Raw genomic sequence first — 23,812 nt, forward strand, 5'->3', positions numbered from 1 at the left:
TCATGCCGCTGCTGGAAGTCGATCACCTCTGCGTCACCCTGCACACCCACCGCGGGCAGGTGGCCGCTGTGCGCGATCTCTCGTTCACGCTGGAGCGGGGCGGCACGCTGGGCCTGATCGGCGAATCGGGCTGCGGCAAGTCGCTCACCGCACTGGCGCTGATGGGCCTGCTGCCCGACAACGCCAGCACCGCCGGCAGCGTACGCCTGCACGGCCAGTCCTTGCTGGACCTGAGCGAGACCGGCTGGAGCCAGCTGCGCGGCAACCGCATGGCCATGATTTTCCAGGAGCCCATGACGGCCCTGAACCCGGTGCACCCGATTGGCCGCCAGGTGGCCGAGCCGCTGCGCCGCCACCAGGGCCTGAGTGCACGCAGCGCCCAGACCGAGGCCCTGTCTCTGCTGGAACGCGTGGGCATCCCGCAGGCCGCACGGCGCCTGGGCGACTATCCCCACCAGTTCTCCGGCGGCCAGCGCCAGCGCATCATGATTGCCATGGCCCTGGCCTGCCAGCCCGATGTGCTGATTGCCGATGAACCCACCACTGCGCTGGATGTGACCGTGCAGCAGCAGATCCTGGATCTGATTGCCGATCTGGTGGACGAGCGCGGCATGGGCCTGATCCTGATCTCCCACGATCTGGGCGTGATATCCCAGAACGTGGACCAGATGCTGGTCATGTACGGCGGCTCCGTGGTGGAAAGCGGCCCCACCGACACCCTGTTCCGGCACATGGCCCACCCCTACACCCGGGGCCTGCTGGCCGCGCGACCGCAGTTGGGTGCCGCCCGCCTGCCCAATGGCCGCATGCCGCCCTTGCAGACCATTGCCGGCACCGTGCCGGAGCTGGCCGATCTGCCGCCCGGCTGCGCCTTCAGCGGCCGCTGCAGCTATACCCAGCCGCAGTGCCGCAGTCAGCGCCCCGTGCCCGTGCCCCAGGACGGCAGCGACCGGCACTGGGCGCGCTGCCTGCGGCCCGAAGCCATGGCTGCCCTGCCCCCTTCCGGCACGGTCGCAGGAAGTCCCGCATGAGCACCGCCACCACGGGCACCATGGACGCGACCACGGCCATCGCCCCGCTGCTGCAGGTGGAACATCTGCAGCGCACCTACCAGCTGCCACGCCGCCAGCTGTGGCGCGCGCCCGAAACCGTGGCCGCGCTGCAGGACATCAGCCTGCAGATCCACGCCGGCCGCAGTCTGGGCGTGGTGGGCGAATCGGGATCGGGCAAGTCCACGCTGGCCCGCCTGGTCATGGCGCTGGACCAGCCCAGCGCTGGAACCATCCGCTTGCGGGGGCAGGACCTGAACGCGCTGACAGCGTCCGAATTGCGGGCCCAGCGGCGCCACTTTCAGATTGTGTTCCAGGACCCCTATGGATCGCTGGACCCGCGCCAGACCATTGCCCGCATCGTCGCCGAGCCCCTGGAAGCACTGGAGGACAGCACCACTGCGCAGCGCCGCCTGCGCGTGGCCGAGGTCCTGGCCCAGGTGGGCCTGCGCGACAGCGATCTGGACAAATACCCGCACGAGTTCTCCGGCGGCCAGCGCCAGCGCATTGCCATTGCCCGGGCGCTGATCACCCGGCCGCAGCTGATCGTGGCCGATGAGCCCGTCAGCGCGCTGGATGTGTCCGTGCAGGCCCAGGTGCTGAACCTGATGCAGGACCTGCAGCAGCAGCACGGCGTGACGTTCCTGCTGATCAGCCACGATCTGGCCGTGGTGCAGCAGTTGTGCCAGGAGGTGGTGGTCCTGCACCAGGGCCGCATCGTGGAACGCGGCACGCCCGAGCAGCTGTTCACTGCCCCGCAGCACCCGTATACGCGCCAGCTGGTGCAGGCCGCTCCCACCATTGCCCCCGGCCGTGCGCGTGCACGCCGCCAAGCCCGCGCCGCCGACTCCAGTGCCGTATAGAGCGACACGGCAGCACTACCGGGTGGTGTACAAAGCGGAGTGCGCTGCGCACGCTGTGCAGCCTGATTCATCCACCACAACAAGATTCGACCGGAGACCCTCCCCATGATCAACCGCCGCCACCTTCTGACCACGGGTGCACTTGCTTCCGTGCCCCTGCTGCACCCGCTGACCGGGCTGGCACAGGGCAAGAAGGACAGCGTCACCCTGGCGCTGACGCTGGAGCCCCCCATGCTGGATCCCACGGCCAGCGCAGCCTCGTCGGTGGCGGAGATCGTGCACTACAACATCTTCGAGTCGCTCACCAAGATCAACAGCGACGGCAGCGTGTCCCCCATGCTGGCCGAAAGCTGGGAAGTCTCCCCCGACCTCAAGACCTACACCTTCCGCCTGCGCAAGGGCGTGAAATTCCAGAACGGGGAACCCTTCAACGCCCAGGCGGTGAAGTTCTCGTTCGAGCGCGCCGCTTCGGACAAGAGCACCAACAAGGACAAGCGCACCTTCGCCAGCATGAAGGTCAGCGTGGTCGATGAGCACCAGGTGGTCATCCTCACGCAGGAGATCGACCCCGACTTCCTGTTCGTGCTGGGCCAGGCCACCGCCATCATCGTCGAGCCCAAAAGCGCCGCCACCAACACCACCAAGCCGGTGGGCACCGGCCCCTACAAACTGGGCATGTGGAACAAGGGCGCCTCGGTCACCCTGGTGGCCTGGCCACAGTACCGCGATGCCGCGAAGATCCGCATCCACCGCGCCACCTTCCGCTTCATCCCCGATGCCGCCGCCCAGGTGGCCGCACTGCTGGCCGGGGATGTGGATGCCTTCCCCCGTGCCACGCCCCGCAGCGTGCCGCAGTTCAAGAACAACGCGCGCTTCCAGGTGCTGGTCAGCGGTTCGCGGGCCAAGACCATTGTGGCCATCAACAACGCGCGCAAGCCGCTGGACGATGCCCGCGTGCGCCGCGCAATTGCCGCCGCCATCGACCGCAAGACCGTGATCGAAGGGGCAGCCGAAGGCTATGGCGTGCCCATCGGCAGCCACTATGTGCCCGGCGCCTTTGGCTATGTGGACACCACCGGCATCAACCCGCATGACGTGGACAAGGCCAAGAAGCTGCTGGCGGAAGCCGGTGTCAAGCTGCCGCTGGAGCTGACCATGACCTTGCCGCCCGCGCCCTATGCGCGCCAGGGCGGCGAGATCATTGCCGCCGAACTGGCCAAGGTGGGCATCAAGCTCAAGCTGCAGAACGTGGAATGGGCGCAGTGGCTGTCGGGCACCTACACCAACAAGAACTATGACCTGACGCTGATCTCCCATGTCGAGCCCTTCGATCTGGGCAACTTCGCCAAGCCGGACTACTACTGGGGCTACAAGTCCGAGCAGTTCAACCAGCTCTACGACAAGATCAAGAACACCCCCCGCCCGGCCGACCGTGCCCGCCTGCTGGGCGAAGCCCAACGCCTGCTGGCTGAGGACAGCGTGCACGCCTTCCTCTACCAGCCGCAGTGGGTCACCGTGGCCAGCAAGGGGCTGCGCGGGCTGTGGAAGGACATGCCGATCTTTGTGAACGATCTGGCCGCGCTGTCCTGGGCCTGATCTCCTGAAGGGCGGCACCGACGGCCGCCCTGCCTGCACCCTGTGCCGGCCGCGTTTTCCTGGTATCTGAATTCTGAACGCCCTGCGGGGCCGCAAAGGAGGGATATGAGCGAATTGCACACCCTGGGCGCCACCCAGCTGCTGCGGGCTTATATGGCGCGCCAGCTGTCCCCGGTCGAAGTCATGCAGGCGGTGCTGGACCAGGCGGCACGCTGGGAGCCCCAACTGCACGCCACCTACCTGCTGCGCCCCGAAGCCGCGCTGGAACAGGCCCGTGCCAGCGAAGCACGCTGGCAACAACGCGCACCGCAGGGCTGGCTGGACGGCGTGCCGGCTACCATCAAGGACAACATTGCCACCGCCGGCGACCCCACACCACTGGGCACGGCCGCCACCGCCCTGGTGCCTGCTGCCGCCGATGCCCCGCCCGCGGCCCGTCTGCGCGAAGCCGGCGCGCTGCTGTGGAGCAAAACCACCATGCCGGACTTTGGCATGCTGTCTTCCGGGCTGTCGAGCTTTCACGCCACGGCGCGCAATCCCTGGGACCTGTCCAAAGGTCCCGGCGGCAGCAGCGCCGGCGCGGGCGCCGCCGCCGCCGCCGGCTATGGCCCGCTGCATGTGGGCACCGACATCGGCGGCTCCATCCGCCTGCCGGCCAGCTGGTGCGGCATTGTGGGTTTCAAGCCCAGCCTGGGCCGCATTCCCATCGACCCGCCCTATACCGGCCGCTGTGCCGGCCCCATGACACGCAGCGTGGAAGACGCCGCGCTGATGATGATGGTGCTGGCCCAGCCCGATGCACGCGACTGCATGGCGCTGCCGCCGCAGTTCATCGCCTGGGAACAACTGGATACCGGGCTGGAACGCCTGCGCGGCCTGCGTTTTGGCCTGCTGCTGGATGCAGGCTGCGGCCTGCCGGTGGCGCCCGAAGTGCGCCAGGCCATCGAACAGGCCGCCACGCTGCTGGAAAAGGCCGGCGCCATCGTCGAGCCCATGGCTCCGTTTCTGACCCGCGACATGCTGGACGGCATGGACCATTTCTGGCGTATGCGCTCCCACATGGACCTGCAGGCCCTGCCTGCAGCGCAGCAAGACAAGGTACTGCCCTTCATCCGCCAGTGGGCTGACAGCGCTGACGGGATGACCGCCAGCGCACTGTTTACCGCCCAGCACCAGTTCTTCCGCACGCGCCAGGCCACGGTGCAGGCCTGTGCGGCATTCGACTATGTGCTTTCGCCCGTGGCACCCATCACCGCCTTCGATGCGGCGCTGGCCGCGCCCACCAACGACCCGCTGCGCCCGCTGGAGCACATTGCCTTCACCGTGCCCTTCAATATGTCGGAGCAACCGTCCATTTCCGTGCCCTGTGCGCAGTCGGCCCAGGGCCTGCCCATCGGGCTGCAGATTACCGGCCCGCGCTTTGACGACCTGGGCGTGCTGCAGGTTGCCCGCGCTTTCGAACAGCTGCGCGCACCGCTGCCGCCCTATCCTGCACCACCGACCGCACTGCAACGCGATGTGGTCCAGCCTGCACCGTTGACCACTGCAACCGCAGCAGATCGCATACCTGTGCCAACAGCGGTGTAAGCACGGCATTCAGCGGCCGTGGCCTGCTTTCCTTGGGCACTGACCACGCTCCGCCCAGGCCAGGTTCAGCGCTGCACCGTGGCCAGGCGCACGGCCATGCCCAAAAAGACCACGCCTGCCAGGCGGTTCAGCCACCACTGGGCGCGGGCCGAGCGCTGCAGCACCGTGCCGAACACGCCGCTGAAGCAGGCGATGGCACCGAACACCATCAAGGTGGCGGCCATGAACACCGCGCCAAACGCGGCAATCTGCGGCGCCACAGGGCCACGGGCCGGGTCGGCAAACTGGGGCAGAAATGCCAGAAAGAAGATCAGCACCTTGGGGTTGGTCAGGTTCATCAGCAGCCCCCGGCCCACCATGCGCAGGGCCTCGTGCCATGGCAGTCGCTGGTCGCGGGCCTGCAGCACCGGGCCGTCACTGACACGGGACGGTGCCCGCAACGCCCCCCAGGCCAGATAGACCAGATACGCGGCGCCGCACCATTTGAGCGCCGTGAACGCCGCAGCCGAAGCCGCAAACACCGCAGCCAGCCCAAGGGCCACGGCCGTGGTGTGCACCAGGATCCCCCCGCACAGCCCCAGCACCACCGCCTGGCCGGCACGCCAGCCCTTTTGGGCCGACTGCAGCAGCACAAACACATTGTCCGGGCCGGGGCTCAGGGCCAGCAGCACGGCAACGCCAAAAAATGCGGTCAGGGATTCCAGGGAGGGCATGGGCAGCTCGGTAGGCAAAGTGGAATTCCGGCCTCCTGCGGCCGGTCAGTCCCGCATGGTACGCCGGGCCCTGCGTCGGCAGCTTGCGCGCAGGTGACGCGGCGCTGGGACAAGGGCTTCAGCGCCCTGCGCCGCCCAGCAAGGCACGCGGCTGCTGCACCTGGCAGCCCGCCTGGGGGAAAGGGCCTTCGGCCCGTTCCCAGCCGCTGGCCGGCATGTGCTGCGCACAGACGCGCTTGCCGTCCAGCTTGCTGACCCACCAGTACCAGGGCGCCGGTGCGGCCTGGGCTGCAAGCACCCACAGCAGCGCGCCCAGCACGGGCAGCGCCCGCCATGGATGCCAGGGGCGGCGGCGCACCGGGCTGCGCGCAAGAGATGGGGTTGGATACGGCATGGTCACACTCCGGAAAACATGATGGCTGGCAGCGTCCTCTTCATGGGAAGCCTTCCGGACTGCAGAGTTCCTCACCCCAGTCCCAGGGCTGTCACGCCCAGGGCGATCAGCACCGCACCGAAGATGCGCACGGCCCGGTCGCCTTCGCCCAGCAGATGGCCGCCGATCAGCGCCGCAAACAGCATGGACACCTCGCGCGCCGGCGCCACGTGGGACATGGGCGCGGTCTGCATGGCATACAGCACCAGCACATAGGCCACGGGGCTGACCAGGGCCACCAAGGCAGCCCAGCGCCATTGCTGTGCCCACAGGCGGCGCGCTTCCGGCAGATCGCGCAGCACCACCGGCGCCAGCAGGAATACACGCACAAAGTTACCCATGTAGTCGATCAGGATGGGCGACATCAGCAGCAGGCGCACGCCATAGCCGTCCACCACCGTGTAGCTGGCAATGAACACGCCGGTGAGCACGCCATACAGCAGGCCGCGGCGCAGGCGCAATCGGGCTTCAGGGTCGCTGCGCGGGCGCAGTAGCGCCGGACCGCCAGCGATGAAGAACACCCCCAGCACCACACCGGCAATCCCGGCCGCGCCCAGCGTCGAAATGTGCTCGCCCAGAAAGGCGATGGCCACCATGGAGCTCAGCAGCGGCCCGCTACCGCGTGCCAGCGGGTAGACCACGGTCAGGTCCGCATGCCGGTAGCCGCGCAGCAGCGTCACGTAGTACGCCACATGCAGCAGGCCGCTGATAACCACCACCGCCCATTCGGCCTGACCCCAGCCGGGCACTACATCACGCCCGACCCACCAGCCGAGCGGCGCCCAGATGACCATCATGATGATGGAGGTGAAAAAAGCAAAGCGGGAGTCGCCCCCCGCCTTCTTGGCCGCCACGTTCCACCCCGCGTGGATCAGACCGGCCACAATGATCAGCGCAAATGCCTGCAAACTCATAACAACGACTAGGCCCGAGAAAAGCCAAGGAAAAAGCGAAGAAAAAACAAAGCGAAAGCAGAAAAGCAAAGGGGCCGACAGGCCCCTGGTTCCAGCCCTGGGCTGGAAAGATCCGGTGTCAGCAACGCTGCTTCATGCCCGGCCGATGATGGATGCCGTGGCCATCAGTTCCTCCAGCAGCGCAAACGACACCTGGCCGGAGACAGCATAGGGGTCGAGCTCGGCCTTCTCGGAGTACTTGAGCAAGATGGAATGGTTGAGCTTGTTCAGGTTGACCACGCCCATGGTCCAGCCACCGAAGCGGCGTTCGTCGATTTCCTGGAACTGCAGCAGCTCCACATCCTTGTGGCGTGCGTCGTGCATCAGCGTGCCGAACAGGTGGCTGACGGCGCTGCGCCCGCCCTCGATGGCCTGCAGAAACACCCCGCCTCCGTAGCACAGCACGCCGGTCAGGCCGTTGCAGGGGTTGTGCTCACGCGACTGGGACAGAATGGCTTCGATGGCCGCGGGCGAGGTATCGACCGCGCGGCTGGCATAGAGCAGGCGCACCAACATGGATCAGTTCCTCCCTGGAATCAACGACAGGAATTCGCGGCGCAGGTTGGCATCCTTCAGGAAGGCGCCGCGCATCACCGAGTTCAGCATCTTGCTGTCCATCTCGCGCACACCGCGCCAGGACATGCAGAAATGCGATGCCTCCATCACGATGGCCAGGCCATCGGGCTGGGTTTTGTCCATGATCAGGTCGGCCAGCTGCACCACAGCCTCTTCCTGGATCTGCGGGCGGCCCATCACCCAGTCCACCAGACGGGCATATTTGGACAGGCCGATCACATTCGTGTGTTCATTGGGCAGCACCCCGATCCAGATCTTGCCGATCACCGGACACAGGTGGTGGCTGCAGGCGCTGCGCACGGTGATGGGGCCGACGATCATCAGCTCGTTCAGGTGCTCGGCGTTGGGGAATTCGGTGATGGCTGGCGACTGCACATAGCGGCCCTTGAAGACCTCGTTCAGGTACATCTTGGCCACACGGCGCGCGGTGGTGCGGGTGTTGTGGTCGTTGGCGGTGTCGATCACCATGCTGTCGAGCACGCCCTGCATCTTTGTTTCCACCTCGTCCAGCAGCTTCTCCAGCTCACCGGGCTCGATGAATTCGGCAATGTTGTCATTGGCGTTGAAGCGCTTGCGGGCTGCCGTGATCCGTTCACGGATCTTCACGGAGACGGGTGTGCCCTCGTCCGGGTTCGCAGGATTCATGGGGTTGGCAGCCAGATCACTAAACATGCCAAGCATGTTACCAGCGATTCCCGGGCACAGTCACAACAAGGAAATGGGCATATCACGCAGTCTGCGAGCGCACGGATAGCTACGTTTAAGATAGCACCACAATACCGATGCGACAGCCGTCGCCCATGGCGATGCGCAACGCTTCCGCCCTCAGCCCCCTGTTGTCACAGCCGGAATTCCGCGATCAGCGGCAGGTGGTCGGACATACGCCACCAGATGCGGCCCTGGGGCACCATCAGGCCGGTGGGCGTGAGGCCGCGCACATACACATGGTCCAGCTGGGCCAGCGGCAGGCGCGAGGGGTAGGTCAGCGCCCTCAGGTCTTCGCCCTCGAATTCATACAGGCCGAAGCTGGCCAGCATGCGCTTGATGTGGTTGCCCCAGTCGTTGAAGTCGCCCGCCACCACCAGCGGCGCGCCGGGCGGTACTTCGTGCTCGATGAACTGCTGCAACGCATGGATCTGGCGCACGCGGCTGCCGGGGATCAGCCCCAGGTGCACCACGATGGCATGTACCGAGCGGCCACGCACTTCCACCTCCACATGCAGCAGGCCGCGCTGTTCGAAGCGGTGGTCCGAAATGTCGAGGTGGTTGTGACCTTTGACAGGCCAGCGCGTCAGCAGTGCGTTGCCGTGCTCGCCGTCCTTGGTATAGGCATTGGTGCGGTAGACGGATTCGTAGCCTTCGGGGGCCAGAAACTCGGCCTGGCCCACGTCCGGCCAGCGGTCGAAGTAGGCGGCCTCCTTGCGGTTTGTCCTGCGTACTTCCTGCAGGCAGACGATGTCGGCATCCAGCTGCTCCACCGCATGGCCCAGGTTGTGGATCTCTAGACGCCGCGTGGGCCCCAGGCCCTGCACGCCCTTGTGGATGTTGTAAGTGGCCACGCGCAGCAAACCGGTCTCGGGCGGCAGCACGATGCCGGACGAGGTGATCTTCTCTGGGGAAGGGGTGGACTCAACAGTCATGCGGTGAGGTAGGCAGGCAGATGGAGAATAGCCTCGGCATTGGAGGGCGAATAGCAGCGGTCGGCAGCTTCGCGCCAGTCATGCCATGCAAATGCGGTGTGCTCGCGCGGATTCAAGACCACGCTGGTGCCCATCGGCACGCGCAGGCCGAACACCCGCTCCGTGTTCAACCATACACCCGGTGCGTAGCGGTGCAGCCAGTGCGGGTAAATGGTGTAGGTGTTCTGCAAGGCCCAGTCCTGCAGCTCGCAGCCGGAGGCCCTGGCGTCGATGCCGGTTTCCTCGGCCACCTCGCGCACCGCCGTGGCACGCCAGTCTTCGCCCTCGAAGTCCTTGCTGCCGGTCACCCCTTGCCAGAAGGGCTGCCCCTCGGGCGCCGCCTGGGTACGGCGCAGCAGCAGCACCTGGCCATCGGCGCGGTAGATGATGACCAGCACCGATTCCGGAATTTTGTAGGCGCTGGCCGGGACCGCTGCCGCAGGGACAGATGCGGGCGCCGGTGCGCAGGAAACCATGGATGCCATGGCCCCATGGTAGCGCTGGAGCTGGACCGCAAGAGGTCAAAACCTGTGTCCTGCGCGGAAAAGCCGGTGGAGCAGCCCCCACAAGCATGCTGCATCGCACCATCCTCCATCAGAAAAGGCAGCCCTCCCCGGCATCACGCTCTGGAGCGGCGGCCATTAAAAACGCCACCCAGCCGCGAGACTGGGTGGCGTTGGCACGGGCGGCTCGCCAGCGGCTTGCGCCGCAGCAGCACCCGCTGGATCAGGCCATGGCTTATTCGGCCGTGGTGGTGGTCACTGCCACATTGCGCAGCTTGATGTGCAGCTCGCGCAGTTGCTTCTCGTCCACGGGCGAAGGCGCCTGGGTCAGCAGGTCCTGTGCACGCTGGGTCTTGGGGAAGGCAATCACGTCACGGATAGACTCCGAGCCGGTCATCAGCGTGATCAGACGGTCCAGACCGAAGGCCAGGCCACCGTGGGGAGGTGCACCGTATTGCAGTGCGTCCAGCAGGTAGCCGAACTTGGCACGCTGGTCTTCCGGCGTGATGTTCAGTGCCGCAAACACCTTGGCCTGCACGTCGGCGCGGTGGATACGCACCGAGCCGCCGCCCAGTTCCCAGCCATTCAGCACCATGTCATAGGCCTTGGCGATGCACTTGCCCGGATCGCTGTCCATCAGGTCTTCATGACCGTCCTTGGGCGAAGTGAACGGGTGGTGCACGGCAGCCCAGCGGTCGTTCTCTTCGTCGTGTTCGAACATGGGGAAGTCCACCACCCACAGCGGTGCCCACTTGTCTTCGAACAGGCCGTTCTTCTTGCCGAATTCGCTGTGACCGACCTTCAGGCGCAGCGCACCGATGGAGTCGTTGACGATCTTTTCCTTGTCTGCACCGAAGAACAACAGGTCGCCATCCTGTGCGCCGGTGCGCTTCAGGATTTCGGCAATCGCTGCGTCATGCAGGTTCTTGACGATGGGCGACTGCAGACCATCACGGCCCTTGGCCACTTCGTTGACCTTGATCCAGGCCAGGCCCTTGGCGCCATAGATCTTGACGAACTCGGTGTAGCCGTCGATTTCGCCACGCGAGATCGCTGCGCCGCCGGGCACGCGCAGGGCCACCACACGGCCACCCTTGGTGGTCGCGGGGGTGGAGAAGACCTTGAAGTCCACGTCGCCCATGCAGTCGGTCAGCTCGGTGAATTCAAGCTTGACGCGCAGATCGGGCTTGTCCGAACCGAAGCGGAAGGCTGCGTCCTGGTAGGTCATGATGGGGAACTCGCCCAGATCCACGTTCAGCTGGGTCTGGAAGACTTCCTTGATCATGGTCTGGAAGATGGCCCGGATTTCTTCTTCGTTCAGGAACGAAGTTTCGCAGTCGATCTGCGTGAATTCGGGCTGGCGGTCCGCACGCAGGTCTTCGTCGCGGAAGCACTTGGTGATCTGGTAGTAGCGGTCATAGCCGGCCACCATCAACATCTGCTTGTACAGCTGGGGCGACTGGGGCAGTGCGAAGAATTCGCCGTCGTGCACGCGCGAAGGCACCAGATAGTCGCGGGCGCCTTCGGGGGTGGACTTGCCCAGCATCGGGGTTTCGATGTCGATGAAACCTTGCTTGTCCAGGAAGTTGCGCACCTGGATGGCGGTCTTGTAGCGCAGGATCATGTTGCGCTGCATCACGGGACGGCGCAGGTCCAGCACGCGGTTGGTCAGGCGCACGGTTTCGGACAGGTTGTCGTCGTCCAGCTGGAAGGGAGGCGTCACCGAAGCGTTCAGCACGTTCAGTTCGTGGCACAGCACTTCGATCTGGCCGCTCTTGAGCTTGTCGTTGGTCGTGCCCGCAGGACGGGCGCGCACCAGGCCCTTGACCTGCACGCAGAATTCGTTGCGCACGCCTTCAGCGGTCTTGAACATCTCGGCGCGATCCGGGTCGCACACCACCTGGACATAACCTTCGCGGTCGCGCAGGTCGATGAAGATCACACCACCGTGGTCACGGCGGCGGTTCACCCAGCCGCACAGGGTCACGGTTTGGCCCATCAGGGCCTCGGTCACAAGACCGCAATATTCAGAGCGCATGGCCATTGGTTTATCTTCCTGCGCCCTCGTGGGACGCGCTGTTTGGGTTGTTTATCAGTTGGGCTCGTCGGGCACCGGCAGCGGCGGTGGCGCCACGACACCCATCGAGACGATGTACTTGAGCGCGGTGTCCACGCTCATCTCCAGCTCCACGCAATCGCTCTTGCGCATCAGCACAAAGTAGCCGCCCGTGGGGTTGGGCGTGGTCGGAACGAACACGCTCACATATTCATCGCGCAGGTAGCTGGCCACTTCGCCCGATGGCTGGCCGGTGATGAAAGCCACCGTCCACACGCCTTCGCGCGGCCATTGCACCAGCACGGCGGTGCGAAACGCGTTGCCGCTGTCGGAGAACACCGTATCCGACACCTGCTTGACGCTGGAGTAGATGGAGCGTACCACCGGGATGCGGGAAATGATGGCGTCGCCCCAGCTGACCAGTTTGCGGCCCACGAAATTGCTGGCCACCCCCCCCACCAGCAGCAGGATCAGCAAGGTCAGCAGCACCCCGAAACCCGGAATGTGCATGCCCAGCAATCGGTCGGGCTGCCAGTGCTCCGGCAGGATCTGCAGGGTCTGGTCCAGCGTGCTGATGATCCAGTTCAACACCCAGGCGGTGATGACGCCGGGCACGATGACCAGGAGACCGGTGAACAGCCATTTGCGCAGTGCTGACATAAGGCGGCTTAGACCTCGGCAGAAGCGGATGGGCAACCCGCAGCCGCGCAGGCGCTGCCACCGCTGTCGCATGCGGGCGCGGCCGCCGCCTGGGAGGTGGCGCCGCCCTTGAAGTCGGTGGCATACCAGCCCGAGCCCTTGAGCTGGAAGCCCGGGGCCGTCAGCTGCTTGGAAAAGGCCTCGGCACCGCAGGCCGGGCAGGCCGTCAGCGGCGCATCCGACATTTTCTGCAGAACGTCTTTGGCATGGCCACAGGAGCCACACTTATATGCATAGATCGGCATAGCGCAGAGGGATGAGAAAAGGGTTTCGCAAAACCCTTCATTATAGGCAGCCAGACTTGGCAAAGCCCGGCAGGTCCCAATCCCCATCGGGCGCCCGTTACCAAACCCGGCTGCGGGGCCCAAAACAAGGCAGGGACTCAGACCCCGACAACCGGCGTGTCCGAGGTGTAGTGCACCACTTCGTCACGGCGGTTGGTGATCCACTGCGGCAACAGCGAACCCGCCACCATGCCGGTCATGGCCGCCAGCAGACCTGCCAGCTGTTGCGGGAACACGTCCGCCCAGCCCGGCACCACCATGAACAGCAGCCACACGCCGATGCCCAGAGTCACCGCCGCAATGGCGCCCTGGGTGCTGGCCCGCTTCCAGTACAGGCCGAACACCAGCGGCACAAAAGCCCCCACCAGCGGCACCTGGTAGGCGCTGGACACCAGTTCGTAAATGGGCGTACCTTCCATCAGGATGGAATAGGTCAGCACGCAGGCCGCAAACACCAGCACGCTGATGCGCATGGTGAGCAGGTTTTCACGGTCGCTGGTCATCGGACGGAACTGGCGCCAGATGTTTTCGGTGAAGGTCACGCTGGGGGCCAGCAAGGTGGCCGATGCGCAGGACTTGATGGCCGACAGCAGCGCACCGAAGAACAGCACCTGCATGACCACCGGCATCTTGTCCATCACCAGCGTGGGCAGCACTTTCTGCGGGTCGTCCCCCAACAGGGCCGTAGCCTCTTCCGGCATGATCAGCAGCGCGCTGGCCACCAGGAACATGGGCACAAAGGCGAAGAAGATATAGGCAGTACCGCCGATCACGGTGCCACGCACGGCCGCCTTCTCGCTGTTGGCCGACATCACGCGCTGGAACACGTCCTGCTGCGGAATGGAGCCCAGCATCATGGTGATGGCTGCGCCAAAGAAGAACAGGATCTCGTGCCAGCTGGGTTCAGGCCAGAACTTGAACAAATCGCGGCTGGTGGCCAGATCGATCACCTTGTCGGCACCGCCGGCCATGTCGGCCGCAAAAAAGGCCAGCACCACCAGACCCAGCACCAGAATGATCATCTGGATGAAGTCCGTCACGGCCACCGACCACATACCGCCCCACAGGGTGTAGACCAGAATGGAGAGCACGCCGATCGCCATGCCCCAGGGCACGCTGATCAGGTCGCCAGACAGCAGATTGAACACCAGCCCCAGCGCAGTGACTTGGGCAGAAACCCAGCCCAGGTAGCTGAGCATGATGATCAGCGAGCACACCACTTCGATGCCGCGACCAAAACGGCCCCTGTAGTAGTCGCTGATGGTCAGCAGCGTCATGCGGTAGAGCTTGCCGGCAAAAAACAGGCCCACCAGGATCAGGCACATGCCGGCGCCGAACGGGTCTTCCACCACGGCATGCAGACCGCCTTCGATGAACTTGGCCGGCACGCCCAGCACGATCTCCGAACCGAACCACGTGGCAAACGTCGTGGTGATGATCATGTACATCGGCAAATGCCGGCCGGCAATCGCGAAGTCGGCCGTGTTTTTCACCCGCCTGGCCGCCCACAGGCCAATGCCGATGGTGACGAACAGGTAGGCAATCACCATGAAGAGCAACACGCTGGTTCTCCCGTCGAAGTTATTGTTTTAGAAAATGAAGTGCGTCACTAGCAAGATGCGCACCACCACCAGGCCCAGCACAAAGCCCACGCCTCCGTACAGAATCATCTGCAGCAGGCGGTTGGTGCGTTTCTGTTCGGCCAGCAGCTCCTGCATGGCCTGCTGGCTGCCGTGGCGGTCCTGCTGCAGGAACTGCTGCACCAGGCGGGGCAGCTCGGGCAGCAGCTTGGCATAGCGGGGAGCCTCGGCCTTCAGCTCGCGCCACAGGCGCTGCGGCCCCATCTGGTCCAGCATCCACTTTTCCAGGAAGGGCTTGGCCGTGCTCCACAGATCCAGGTTGGGATCCAGCTGGCGGCCCAGGCCCTCGATGTTGAGCAGGGTCTTTTGCAGCAGCACCAGCTGCGGCTGGATTTCCACCTGGAAGCGGCGCGAGGTCTGGAACAGGCGCATCAGCACCATGCCCAGCGAAATCTCGGCCAGCGGGCGGTCGAAGTACGGTTCGCACACGGCGCGGATGGCGGCTTCGAGCTCGTCCACCCGGGTGGTGGGCGGCACCCAGCCGCTTTCAATGTGCAGCTCCGCTACGCGCTTGTAGTCACGCCGGAAGAAGGCCGTGAAGTTCTGCGCCAGATACTCCTTGTCGTACTCGGTCAGCGTACCGACGATGCCGAAGTCCAGCGAGATATAGCGCCCGAAGGTCTCGGGCTCCAGGCTGACCATGATGTTGCCCGGGTGCATGTCGGCATGGAAGAAGCCGTCGCGGAACACCTGGGTGAAGAAGATGGTGACCCCGTCACGCGCCAGCTTGGGAATGTCCACCCCGGCTTCACGCAGACGCTCGATCTGGTTGATGGGCACGCCCTTCATGCGCTCCATCACCATCACATCGGGGCGGCAGAAATCCCAATACACCTCGGGAATCAGCACCAGATCCAGACCGTCCATGTTGCGGCGCAGCTGCGCGGCATTGGAGGCTTCGCGGATCAGGTCCAGCTCGTCGTGCAGGTAGTTGTCGAACTCAGCCACCACCTGACGGGGCTTGAGGCGCTTGCCATCGGCGGAGAGCCGCTCCACCCAACTGGCCATCATGTGCATCAGCGCCAGATCCTTGTCGATCACGCGCTTCATGCCGGGGCGCAGCACCTTGACGGCCACTTCGCGCTCCTTGCCATCACGGTCCACCACGGTGGCGAAGTGCACCTGGGCGATCGAGGCACTGGCCACGGGCACGCGCTCGAAGCTCGTGAACACCTGGTCCAGCGGCTTGCGGAACGATTTCTCGATGGTGTCCACCGCGATCTGGGGATCGAACGGCGGCACGCGGTCCTGCAGCTTGGCCAGCTCTTCCGCCACATCGGGCGGCATCAGGTCGCTGCGCGTGGACAGCACCTGGCCGAACTTCACAAAAATCGGGCCCAGCGATTCCAGTGCCTCGCGCAGGCGCACGCCGCGCGGCGCATCCAGCTTGCGGCCCAATGTCAGCACGCGGCGCAGACCGCGCAGCCCGGGATGCTCGAAGCCGGAGAGCACCAGCTCATCCAGCCCATAGCGCAAGGCCACCCAGAGGATGGTGGCGCCCCGCAAGAACTTACTCATTGCGGCTGGCGCGGCTCGGCGTCGGCCACCGGCAAGTTGTTCTGCGCGCCGCTGGCAGGCGTGGCGGCATCGCCGCCCTTGGCCATGCGGGCACCGACGAACTGGCGCAGCCCCTGGGCCAGCTTGCGGGCAGCGCTGCCGATCATGTGGGCTGGCGTGTCACCGATGATGCGTGCCAGATCTTCTTCCACATCCCACTCGACGTTGTCGACCAGCCAGTGGATGTCGGCCGCCAGCTGCACATCGCCTTCGATGCGGATGGCCGGCTTGTCACCGCGGATGGCCGACTTGGCCAGCACCAGCGGATTGCTGTCGGCAATTTCCAGCAGCAGATCAGGGGTGGCGCCTTCGGGAGCCAGATTGAACAGGCCGGCCGGCGTGATCAGCAATGCCATATTGAAGTTGCGCCACTGCACCCGGGCCACACGCCCTTTCTGGCGCACCAGGCGCTCCATGGCCGCCTTCTCCTGCATCAGCACATGGTTGAGGAAGAGCACGACGCGCTGCTGGGTTTCGTGCACCAGCCACTGGGGCGGCTGCACGGTTTCCACCACGCGTTCGACCAGGCCGTTGAGAAAAGAAAAAGGGGACTGTGTTGCCATAGTCCCCCGATTATTCCTGAAGTGGAAAGATTTTTATTGCAGTGCCTGCAATCCCGCCACCAGCCAGCCGCTGGAATTGCTCTTCGGCTTGGTCATATTCCAGACTTCACGGAAGGGGCTGGGGCCTGCTGAGGCATCTTCGCGGATCATGCCCGAGAACTCCACACTGGCCATGTAGGCATGGCCCAAGTCTTCAATGCCCAGCAGCTGGGCCTCGATCATCACCACATCGGTCTGGTTGAGCACACCGCCGCTCTGGGCTTCACGCTCTTGCAGCTGGGTCTTGATCTCGGACAGCATCTCGTCGGTCATCATGGAACGCAGCGTGGCGACATCACCACGGTCCCAGGCGGCCTGCAGGGTCACGAAGTTGCGCTTGGCGGCTTCCAGGAAACCTGCGGCGTCAAAGTCGGCCGGCACACTCCAGTTCGGTGCCGAAGCGGCCAGGCCGGAGCCGATCATGCTGCCACCGGCGGCGGGCACATGGTCCTGCTCCCAGGGGCGGGCCGATGCGTCATTGCCCACATTCTTCGGGTTGTAGTCACGCGGCTGGGCCACGGCGTCGGGGACCGGAGCCCCCGCACCCTGGAAGGCGAAAGGCGATGCGGCGGCGCTGGCAGCCTTGGGCTTGTTGCGTGCGCGCATGACCATGCCGATCACCACCATTACGGCCAGTGCCAGCAGACCGAACATCAGCATGTTGGCGAAGGCTTCACCAAAACCCAGCGAGTGGGCCAGCCAGGCCAGGCCCAGACCCGCGGCCAGTCCGCCCAGCATGGCGCCCCAAGGCTTCTTGGCTGGTGCTGCCGGCGTGGCCGCCGGGGTGGCGGGCTTGGGGGCTGCGGCCTGCTGCTGGGCCGGTGCTTGCTGGGGCGCACGGGGCGCAGCGTCACGCTGCGTCACATTGCTCGACTGCTTGCCCATGGAACCGCCTCCGCCCATGCGTTTGGCTTCCACGGAGGGATGCACCACAGCCAGCGCTGCGACCAAAACCACTGCCCACACCTTCATCATTGCTTTGCTCTCCTAATAATGAGAAAAAATTCCGAACTAACCAAAACCTTTTGCAAATCCGTACTGCATAGGTGCCTGTCCTTTCAGCGTCAGCACTTGATACCCACATGCAGGGCCACAATGCCGCCCGTCATGTTGTGATAGTCCACATGCCCGAACCCCGCGCCTTGCATCAAGACCTTGAGTTCTTCCTGCCCCGGGTGCATGCGGATGGACTCCGCCAGATAGCGGTAGCTGGAGTCATCGCCCGCCACCAGCTTACCCAGGAAGGGCAGCACCTTGAATGAGTACAAGTCATAGGGCTTCGCCAGCGGCTTGGCCACCTTGGAGAACTCCAGCACCAGCAGCTTGCCGCCGGGCTTGAGCACGCGGTTCATTTCCTTGAGCGCGCCATCCTTGTGCGTCATGTTGCGCAGGCCGAAGGCCACGCTCACCAGATCGAAGTGCGCGTCGGGGAACGGCAGCTTTTCGGCATCGCACACCAGGGTGGGCAGGATGATGCCCTTGTCCACCAGACGGTTGCGGCCCGTGCGCAGCATGGCTTCGTTGATGTCGGTGTGCACCACGCGGCCGCTGTTGCCGACCTTCTTGGAAAACGCCATCGACAGATCGCCGGTCCCCCCGGCGATGTCCAGCACCTGGTCCCCTTCCTTGAGGTTGGCCACCATCACGGTGTAGGCCTTCCAGGCACGGTGCAGACCGCCGGACATCAGGTCATTCATGATGTCGTACTTGGACGCGACCGAGTCAAACACGCCGCGCACGCGGCTGGCCTTGTCTTTCTCGTCAACGGTCTCGAAACCAAAATGTGTGCTGCTCATAGGACAGGAATGTAAGCAGCCCCGGGCGGCTCGTACAGCGACAACCCCGTAGTGCAACAGGGCATCACTTCAAGCCAAAGGGGCGATAGACGCTTGCGCCACGTACAGCGCAAGCTACTTTAACTATAGCACCGCAGAGAATTGGACTGCTGTACGGGGTCCAAGTTCCTGCCGTCGCCACGAAGGGGGTTGCGCGGGATCAGGCGCCGCAGCCGCAGGAACCGCTGCCGCAGCCGCCACCGCTGGCGGCCGGGGCCTCGGCGCTACTGCTGCTGCCGCAACCGCCGCCCGTGCCGCAGCTGCCGCCGCTGGCCTTGCCGGGCATGGGCGTGTCACGGTCCACACCAGCCGCCGCCAGGCGCGCCAGATAGTCGGCCCACAGCGCCTCCTGCTTGCTGCCCATCTCGTACAGATAGGTCCAGGTGTACAGGCCGCTTTCGTGGCCGTCGCTGAAGAAGGGCTTGAGCGCGTAATTGCCCACGGGCTCCAGGTTGACGATGGTCACATCGCGCTTGCCGGTCTGCAGCACTTCCTGGCCAGGGCCGTGGCCCTGCACTTCGGCCGAAGGCGAATACACGCGCAGCAGTTCAAACGGCAGACGGTGCACGGCGCCGTCGGCATAGCCCAGCTCCAGCACGCGCGAGGCGCCGTGCAGGGTGATGGACTGGGGAAGAGGCATGTCAGCCATGGCAATTACCTATCTTAAACCTGCGCTGCTGGTGCACATGCAGCTGCTGTTGTGTTCACGTCCGCGCATCCAGTGCCGCGGCGATCGCGCGGTCCGTGGCGTCGAGCTGGGCCTGCACCTCGGCCTCGCGCGCCGGATCGCGCGGGCGCTGCACCGCGGCCCAGACGGAACCGGGAAAGTGGCTGTCCCAGCGCCAGCGCGCAATCACGTGCCAGTGCAGATGGGCCACCATATTGCCCAAGGCGGCCAGATTGACCTTGTCGGGCGACAGCCGTTCGCGCAGCACGCGCTCCACCGCGGCCACCAGTTCCATGCACTCGGCGCGCTCGGCCACGCTCAGGTCGGTGAACTCGGCCGCATGCGCCGTCCACACCACGCGGTAGAAGGCGGGAAAGCCCTCTTCCTGCGCACGGATCACGCGGGCGTTGTGCCCTTGCCAGACCAGCGCGCCCCCCAGGCCGTCGCACAAGGGGCAGCCGGCTGGTGCGGTGCGGGCCTCAGCGGTGCTCACAGCAGCACCCGTTCGATGCCGCCGTTGTTGGCGCGGGCCACGTACTCGGGCAGCCAGTTCTCGCCCAGGATCTGCTTGGCCATCTCGATCACGATGTAGTCGGCTTCCAGCAGGCCATCCTTCAGGTCGTCGCCATAACGGCTCAGTCCTTGCAGGCAGGCGGGGCAACTGGTCAGGATCTTCACGTTTTCCTTGCCACCCACAGCCCCCTTGGCACGCAACTCGGCCTCGCCCTTCAGGATCTCCTGCTCCTTGCGGAAGCGGATCTGGGTGGAGATATCGGGACGCGACACCGCCAGCGTGCCGGACTCACCGCAGCAGCGGTCGCTCTTGATCACGCCGTCGCCCACCAGGGCCTTCACGGTCTTCATCGGGTCCTGCAGCTTCATGGGGCTGTGGCAGGGGTCATGGTAGAGGTAGCCGCCCTGGCCTTGTGGCAAGGTGATGCCCTTTTCCAGCAGGAACTCGTGGATGTCGATGATGCGGCAGCCCGGGAAGATCTTGTCGAAATGGTAGCCCTGCAGCTGGTCATAGCAGGTCCCGCAGGACACCACCACCGTCTTGATATCCAGGTAGTTCAGCGTGTTGGCCACGCGGTGGAACTGCACCCGGTTGTCGGTGATCATCTTGTCCGCCACGTCGTACTGGCCGCTGCCGCGCTGCGGGTAGCCACAGCACAGATAGCCCGGAGGCATCACAGTCTGCACGCCGGAGTGCCACAGCATGGCCTGCGTGGCCAGGCCCACCTGGCTAAACAGGCGCTCCGAGCCGCAGCCGGGGAAGTAGAACACCGCTTCCGTGTCCGCACTGGTGGTCTGCGGATTGCGGATGATGGGCACGTACTCCTTGTCTTCGATGTCCAGCAGCGCGCGGGCCGTCTTGTTGGGCAGACCGCCGGGCAGCTTCTTGTTCACGAAGTGGATCACCTGCTCCTTGAGCGCAGGCTTGCCCACCGAAGCCGGCGGGTGCTTGAGCTGCGGCTTGGCCACCGCATGCAGCAGGTCGGACGCAATGCGCTGCGCCTTGAAGCCCACACCCACCATGCCCTTGCGCAGCAGCTTGATGGTGTCGGGGTTGGTGGCATTGAGCATGGCCATGGCCATCTTGTTGCCCGGATTGAAGCTCTTCTTGCCCATCTTGCGCAGCAGATTGCGCATGTTCATGGTCACGTCGCCGAAGTCGATCTTGACCGGGCAGGGCGTGAAGCACTTGTGGCAGACCGTGCAGTGGTCGGCCACATCCTCGAATTCCTGCCAGTGCTTGATGGACACGCCGCGGCGCGTCTGCTCCTCGTACAGAAAGGCTTCCACCAACAGCGAGGTGGCCAGAATCTTGTTGCGCGGCGAGTACAGCAGATTGGCGCCCGGCACGTGCGTGTTGCACACCGGCTTGCACTTGCCGCAACGCAGGCAGTCCTTGACCGAGTCGGCAATGGCGCCGATGTCGCTCTGCTGCATGATCAGCGACTCATGCCCCATCAGGCCGAACGATGGCGTGTAGGCGTTGGTCAGGTCGGCATACATCAGCGCTTCGCGCGGCGAGCGGGCGGGCACCAGGCCGTTCTTCTCGCGGATCAGCTTGCCGCGGTTGAAACGCCCCTCCGGGTCCACGCGCTGCTTGTAGTCGGCAAACGGCTGCAGCTCTTCGTCGGTCAGGAACTCCAACTTGGTGATGCCGATGCCGTGCTCGCCCGAGATCACGCCATCCAGGCTGCGGGCCAGCTGCATGATGCGCGCCACGGCTTCGTGGGCGGTCTGCAGCATCTCGTAGTCGTCGGAGTTGACCGGGATGTTGGTGTGCACATTGCCGTCGCCGGCGTGCATGTGCAGGGCCACCCACACACGGCCCTTGAGCACGCGCTGGTGGACCTGCGCTGCCTCGTCCAGCAAGGGCTTGAAGGCTTCGCCGTTGAAGATCTGCGCCAGCGGGGCCTTGATCTGCGTCTTCCAGCTGGAGCGCAGCGTGTGGTCCTGCAGCTGCGGGAACAGGGTGGCCACATCGCGCAGCCAGCCCGCCCACAGATCACGCACTTCCTGCACCAGCTCCACGGCCTGGAGCACGCGGTCTTCCAGCAGTTCGGCCGTGGGAATGTCGCCGGCGTCATCCTGCTTGCCCAGCGGCAGATTGCCCTGCTGCAGGAACGCCAGTAGCGCATCGCACAGCTTGATCTTGTTGCGCAGCGAGAGCTCGATATTGATGCGCTCGATGCCGTCGGTGTACTCGGCCATGCGCGGCAGCGGGATCACCACGTCTTCATTGATCTTGAAGGCGTTGGTATGGCGGCTGATGGCCGCGGTGCGCTTGCGGTCCAGCCAGAACTTCTTGCGCGCCTCGGCGCTGATGGCGATGAAGCCCTCGCCGTTGCGCGAATTGGCAATGCGCACCACTTCGCTGGTCACGCGCGCCACTTCGTCGGCGTCGTCACCGACGATATCGCCGATCAGCACCATCTTGGGCAGGTGGCCGTCGCCCTTCTTGCTCTTGGTGGCATAGCCCACGGCGCGCAGATAGCGGTCATCCAGATGCTCCAGGCCGGCCAGCAGCACGCCGCTGCGCTTTTGCTCGGCGAACATGTAGTCCTTGATCTCGACGATCGAGGGCACGGCATCCTTGGCGTTGCCAAAGAACTCCATGCACACCGTGCGCGTGTGGGCCGGCATGCGGTGCACCACCCAGCGGGCACTGGTGATCAGGCCGTCCGTACCTTCCTTCTGCACCCCGGGCAGGCCGGAGAGGAACTTGTCCGTCACATCCTTGCCCAGGCCTTCCTTGCGGAACTTGTGGCCTGGGATATCCAGGCGCTCGCTGCGCACCGGGGTCTTGCCATCCGCCTCGAAGTATTTCAGCTCGAAGCTGGCCATCTCGGCATCGTGGATCTTGCCCAGGTTGTGGTCCACGCGGGTCACTTCCAGCCACTGCGCATCGGGTGTCACCATGCGCCAGCTGGCCAGGTTGTCCAGCGCCGTCCCCCACAGCACGGCTTTCTTGCCACCGGCATTCATGGCAATGTTGCCGCCGATGCAGGAGGCTTCAATCGATGTCGGGTCCACGGCGAATACAAAGCCGCCACGTTCGGCCGCATCGGCCACGCGCTGGGTTACCACGCCGGCCTCGGTCCACACCGTGGGCACGGGGTGGCTCACGCCGGGCAGCTGCACCATCTCGACTTCGGTGATGGCATCGAGCTTCTCGGTGTTGATCACCACCGAGCGCCAGGTCAGAGGAATCGCGCCACCGGTGTAGCCGGTGCCGCCTCCGCGCGGAATGATGGTCAGGCCGATGTCGATACAGCCTTTGACGAGGCCGGCCATCTCCACTTCGGAATCCGGGGTCAGCACCACAAAGGGGTATTCCACCCGCCAGTCGGTGGCATCGGTCACATGGCTGACGCGCGACAGGCCATCGAACTTGATGTTGTCCTTGTGCGTCAGCTTGCCCAGCGTCTTGCGCACGCGCTGGCGCAGCTTACCGGCTTCGTCAAAGGTGCGGTCGAACTCGCGCACGGCGTTGTTGGCCGCCTCGATCAGCTCGCCCACCAAGGCGTCGCGCTGGGCATCGGCCTCGGGCACGCGGCGCTTTTGCACCTCGGCCATGCGGTGTTCCAGCGCCTCCACCAGCTGCTTGCGCCGGTCGGGGTTGTGGAACAGGTCGTCCTGCAGATAGGGGTTGCGTTGCACCACCCAGATGTCGCCCAGTACTTCGTAGAGCATGCGGGCAGAACGGCCGGTCTGGCGTTCGCTGCGCAACAGCTCCAGCACGCTCCAGGCGGGCGCGCCAAGCAGGCGGATCACGATTTCCCGGTCAGAAAACGAGGTGTAGTTATAGGGAATCTCGCGGAGTCGGGCAGGTTCAGCCGTCTTGCCCAACAAGGCGGCCTGCGCAATCGGTGCATTCATGTGGTGGACCGGGGGTGGGCACCCTGGAGGGCGCTCCTTAGCCATGGGGAGCGTGATTTTATGCCAGGGCCCCGGTTTCTGCCGGGGTTCACCCTAAGCCACCGCGCCGCCACTGCATTCTCTGATCCAGC

22 protein-coding genes are annotated in these 23,812 nt (G+C 64.9%); 4 read left to right on the top strand and 18 right to left on the bottom strand.

Annotated elements, in window-relative coordinates; all coding sequences use genetic code 11:
* The first annotated feature begins 2 nt into the window (after positions 1-2).
* The 4 genes from B3349_RS06355 (at position 3) to B3349_RS06370 (ending at position 5,095) form a co-directional block, all read left to right on the top strand.
* On the top strand, positions 3-1,031 hold the full coding sequence (locus tag B3349_RS06355) for an ABC transporter ATP-binding protein (protein ID WP_291587398.1): 1,029 nt from the start codon (positions 3-5) through the stop codon (positions 1,029-1,031).
* Positions 1,028-1,912 carry an ATP-binding cassette domain-containing protein gene (locus tag B3349_RS06360; protein ID WP_291587399.1) on the top strand — a complete coding sequence of 295 codons (885 nt, stop codon included), beginning with the start codon at positions 1,028-1,030 and terminating at the stop codon, positions 1,910-1,912. The genes B3349_RS06355 and B3349_RS06360 overlap by 4 nt, the downstream gene beginning before the upstream one ends.
* A 105-nt stretch (positions 1,913-2,017) precedes the next feature.
* A complete protein-coding gene (locus B3349_RS06365; protein ID WP_291587400.1) occupies positions 2,018-3,508 on the top strand; it encodes an ABC transporter substrate-binding protein in 1,491 nt (496 codons plus the stop codon).
* Between the two features lie 105 nt (positions 3,509-3,613).
* Positions 3,614-5,095, top strand: a complete 1,482-nt coding sequence (locus B3349_RS06370) for an amidase (RefSeq protein WP_291587402.1) — start codon at positions 3,614-3,616, stop codon at positions 5,093-5,095.
* Positions 5,096-5,160: 65 nt separating this feature from the next.
* Here B3349_RS06370 and B3349_RS06375 read toward each other — a convergent pair whose 3' ends face one another.
* The 18 genes from B3349_RS06375 to B3349_RS06460 form a co-directional block, all read right to left on the bottom strand.
* Positions 5,161-5,808, bottom strand: a complete 648-nt coding sequence (locus B3349_RS06375; protein ID WP_291587405.1) for a LysE family translocator — start codon at positions 5,806-5,808, stop codon at positions 5,161-5,163.
* A 118-nt stretch (positions 5,809-5,926) separates the two neighbouring features.
* Positions 5,927-6,202 (bottom strand): hypothetical protein, encoded by a 276-nt coding sequence (locus B3349_RS06380; protein WP_349682182.1) that lies wholly within the window; start codon positions 6,200-6,202, stop codon positions 5,927-5,929.
* 71 nt (positions 6,203-6,273) lie between these two features.
* Positions 6,274-7,155, bottom strand: coding sequence for an EamA family transporter (locus tag B3349_RS06385; RefSeq protein WP_280011683.1), 882 nt, complete (start codon positions 7,153-7,155; stop codon positions 6,274-6,276).
* Between the two features lie 132 nt (positions 7,156-7,287).
* On the bottom strand, positions 7,288-7,710 hold the full coding sequence (locus B3349_RS06390; RefSeq protein WP_066540617.1) for a BLUF domain-containing protein: 423 nt from the start codon (positions 7,708-7,710) through the stop codon (positions 7,288-7,290).
* A gap of 3 nt (positions 7,711-7,713) precedes the next feature.
* Positions 7,714-8,442 carry a GTP cyclohydrolase I gene (folE, locus tag B3349_RS06395; RefSeq protein ID WP_291587917.1) on the bottom strand — a complete coding sequence of 243 codons (729 nt, stop codon included), beginning with the start codon at positions 8,440-8,442 and terminating at the stop codon, positions 7,714-7,716.
* A 167-nt stretch (positions 8,443-8,609) separates the two neighbouring features.
* Positions 8,610-9,410, bottom strand: a complete 801-nt coding sequence (locus tag B3349_RS06400) for an endonuclease/exonuclease/phosphatase family protein (RefSeq protein ID WP_291587408.1) — start codon at positions 9,408-9,410, stop codon at positions 8,610-8,612.
* A complete protein-coding gene (nudB, locus tag B3349_RS06405) occupies positions 9,407-9,925 on the bottom strand; it encodes a dihydroneopterin triphosphate diphosphatase (RefSeq protein ID WP_291587919.1) in 519 nt (172 codons plus the stop codon). The genes B3349_RS06400 and nudB overlap by 4 nt, the downstream gene beginning before the upstream one ends.
* Before the next feature lie 262 nt (positions 9,926-10,187).
* On the bottom strand, positions 10,188-11,996 hold the full coding sequence (gene aspS, locus B3349_RS06410; protein WP_291587410.1) for an aspartate--tRNA ligase: 1,809 nt from the start codon (positions 11,994-11,996) through the stop codon (positions 10,188-10,190).
* Positions 11,997-12,044: 48 nt separating this feature from the next.
* A complete protein-coding gene (locus B3349_RS06415; RefSeq protein WP_291587412.1) occupies positions 12,045-12,668 on the bottom strand; it encodes a DUF502 domain-containing protein in 624 nt (207 codons plus the stop codon).
* Between the two features lie 8 nt (positions 12,669-12,676).
* Positions 12,677-12,952 carry an FmdB family zinc ribbon protein gene (locus tag B3349_RS06420; RefSeq protein WP_291587414.1) on the bottom strand — a complete coding sequence of 92 codons (276 nt, stop codon included), beginning with the start codon at positions 12,950-12,952 and terminating at the stop codon, positions 12,677-12,679.
* Positions 12,953-13,089: 137 nt separating this feature from the next.
* Positions 13,090-14,553 carry a high affinity choline transporter 1 gene (locus tag B3349_RS06425; RefSeq protein ID WP_279998084.1) on the bottom strand — a complete coding sequence of 488 codons (1,464 nt, stop codon included), beginning with the start codon at positions 14,551-14,553 and terminating at the stop codon, positions 13,090-13,092.
* Positions 14,554-14,580: 27 nt separating this feature from the next.
* On the bottom strand, positions 14,581-16,149 hold the full coding sequence (gene ubiB, locus B3349_RS06430) for a ubiquinone biosynthesis regulatory protein kinase UbiB (RefSeq protein WP_291587416.1): 1,569 nt from the start codon (positions 16,147-16,149) through the stop codon (positions 14,581-14,583).
* Positions 16,146-16,751 carry a hypothetical protein gene (locus tag B3349_RS06435; protein WP_291587417.1) on the bottom strand — a complete coding sequence of 202 codons (606 nt, stop codon included), beginning with the start codon at positions 16,749-16,751 and terminating at the stop codon, positions 16,146-16,148. Before B3349_RS06435 ends, ubiB begins: the two co-directional genes overlap by 4 nt.
* Before the next feature lie 33 nt (positions 16,752-16,784).
* Positions 16,785-17,765: a Tim44 domain-containing protein gene (locus B3349_RS06440; protein ID WP_291587420.1), complete on the bottom strand. Its 981-nt coding sequence runs from the start codon at positions 17,763-17,765 to the stop codon at positions 16,785-16,787.
* Positions 17,766-17,854: 89 nt separating this feature from the next.
* Positions 17,855-18,586: a bifunctional demethylmenaquinone methyltransferase/2-methoxy-6-polyprenyl-1,4-benzoquinol methylase UbiE gene (gene ubiE, locus B3349_RS06445; protein ID WP_291587422.1), complete on the bottom strand. Its 732-nt coding sequence runs from the start codon at positions 18,584-18,586 to the stop codon at positions 17,855-17,857.
* A 199-nt stretch (positions 18,587-18,785) separates the two neighbouring features.
* Complete coding sequence (locus B3349_RS06450) at positions 18,786-19,274, bottom strand: gamma-butyrobetaine hydroxylase family protein (RefSeq protein ID WP_291587424.1); 489 nt, start codon at positions 19,272-19,274, stop codon at positions 18,786-18,788.
* A 55-nt stretch (positions 19,275-19,329) separates the two neighbouring features.
* A complete protein-coding gene (locus B3349_RS06455; protein WP_291587426.1) occupies positions 19,330-19,785 on the bottom strand; it encodes an HIT family protein in 456 nt (151 codons plus the stop codon).
* Positions 19,782-23,681 carry a DUF3683 domain-containing protein gene (locus B3349_RS06460; protein WP_291587428.1) on the bottom strand — a complete coding sequence of 1,300 codons (3,900 nt, stop codon included), beginning with the start codon at positions 23,679-23,681 and terminating at the stop codon, positions 19,782-19,784. The genes B3349_RS06455 and B3349_RS06460 overlap by 4 nt, the downstream gene beginning before the upstream one ends.
* Positions 23,682-23,812: the final 131 nt, after the last annotated feature.

It is taken from the genome of Comamonas sp. UBA7528, assembly GCF_002479375.1.
In the GTDB taxonomy this organism is placed as follows: domain Bacteria; phylum Pseudomonadota; class Gammaproteobacteria; order Burkholderiales; family Burkholderiaceae_C; genus Comamonas.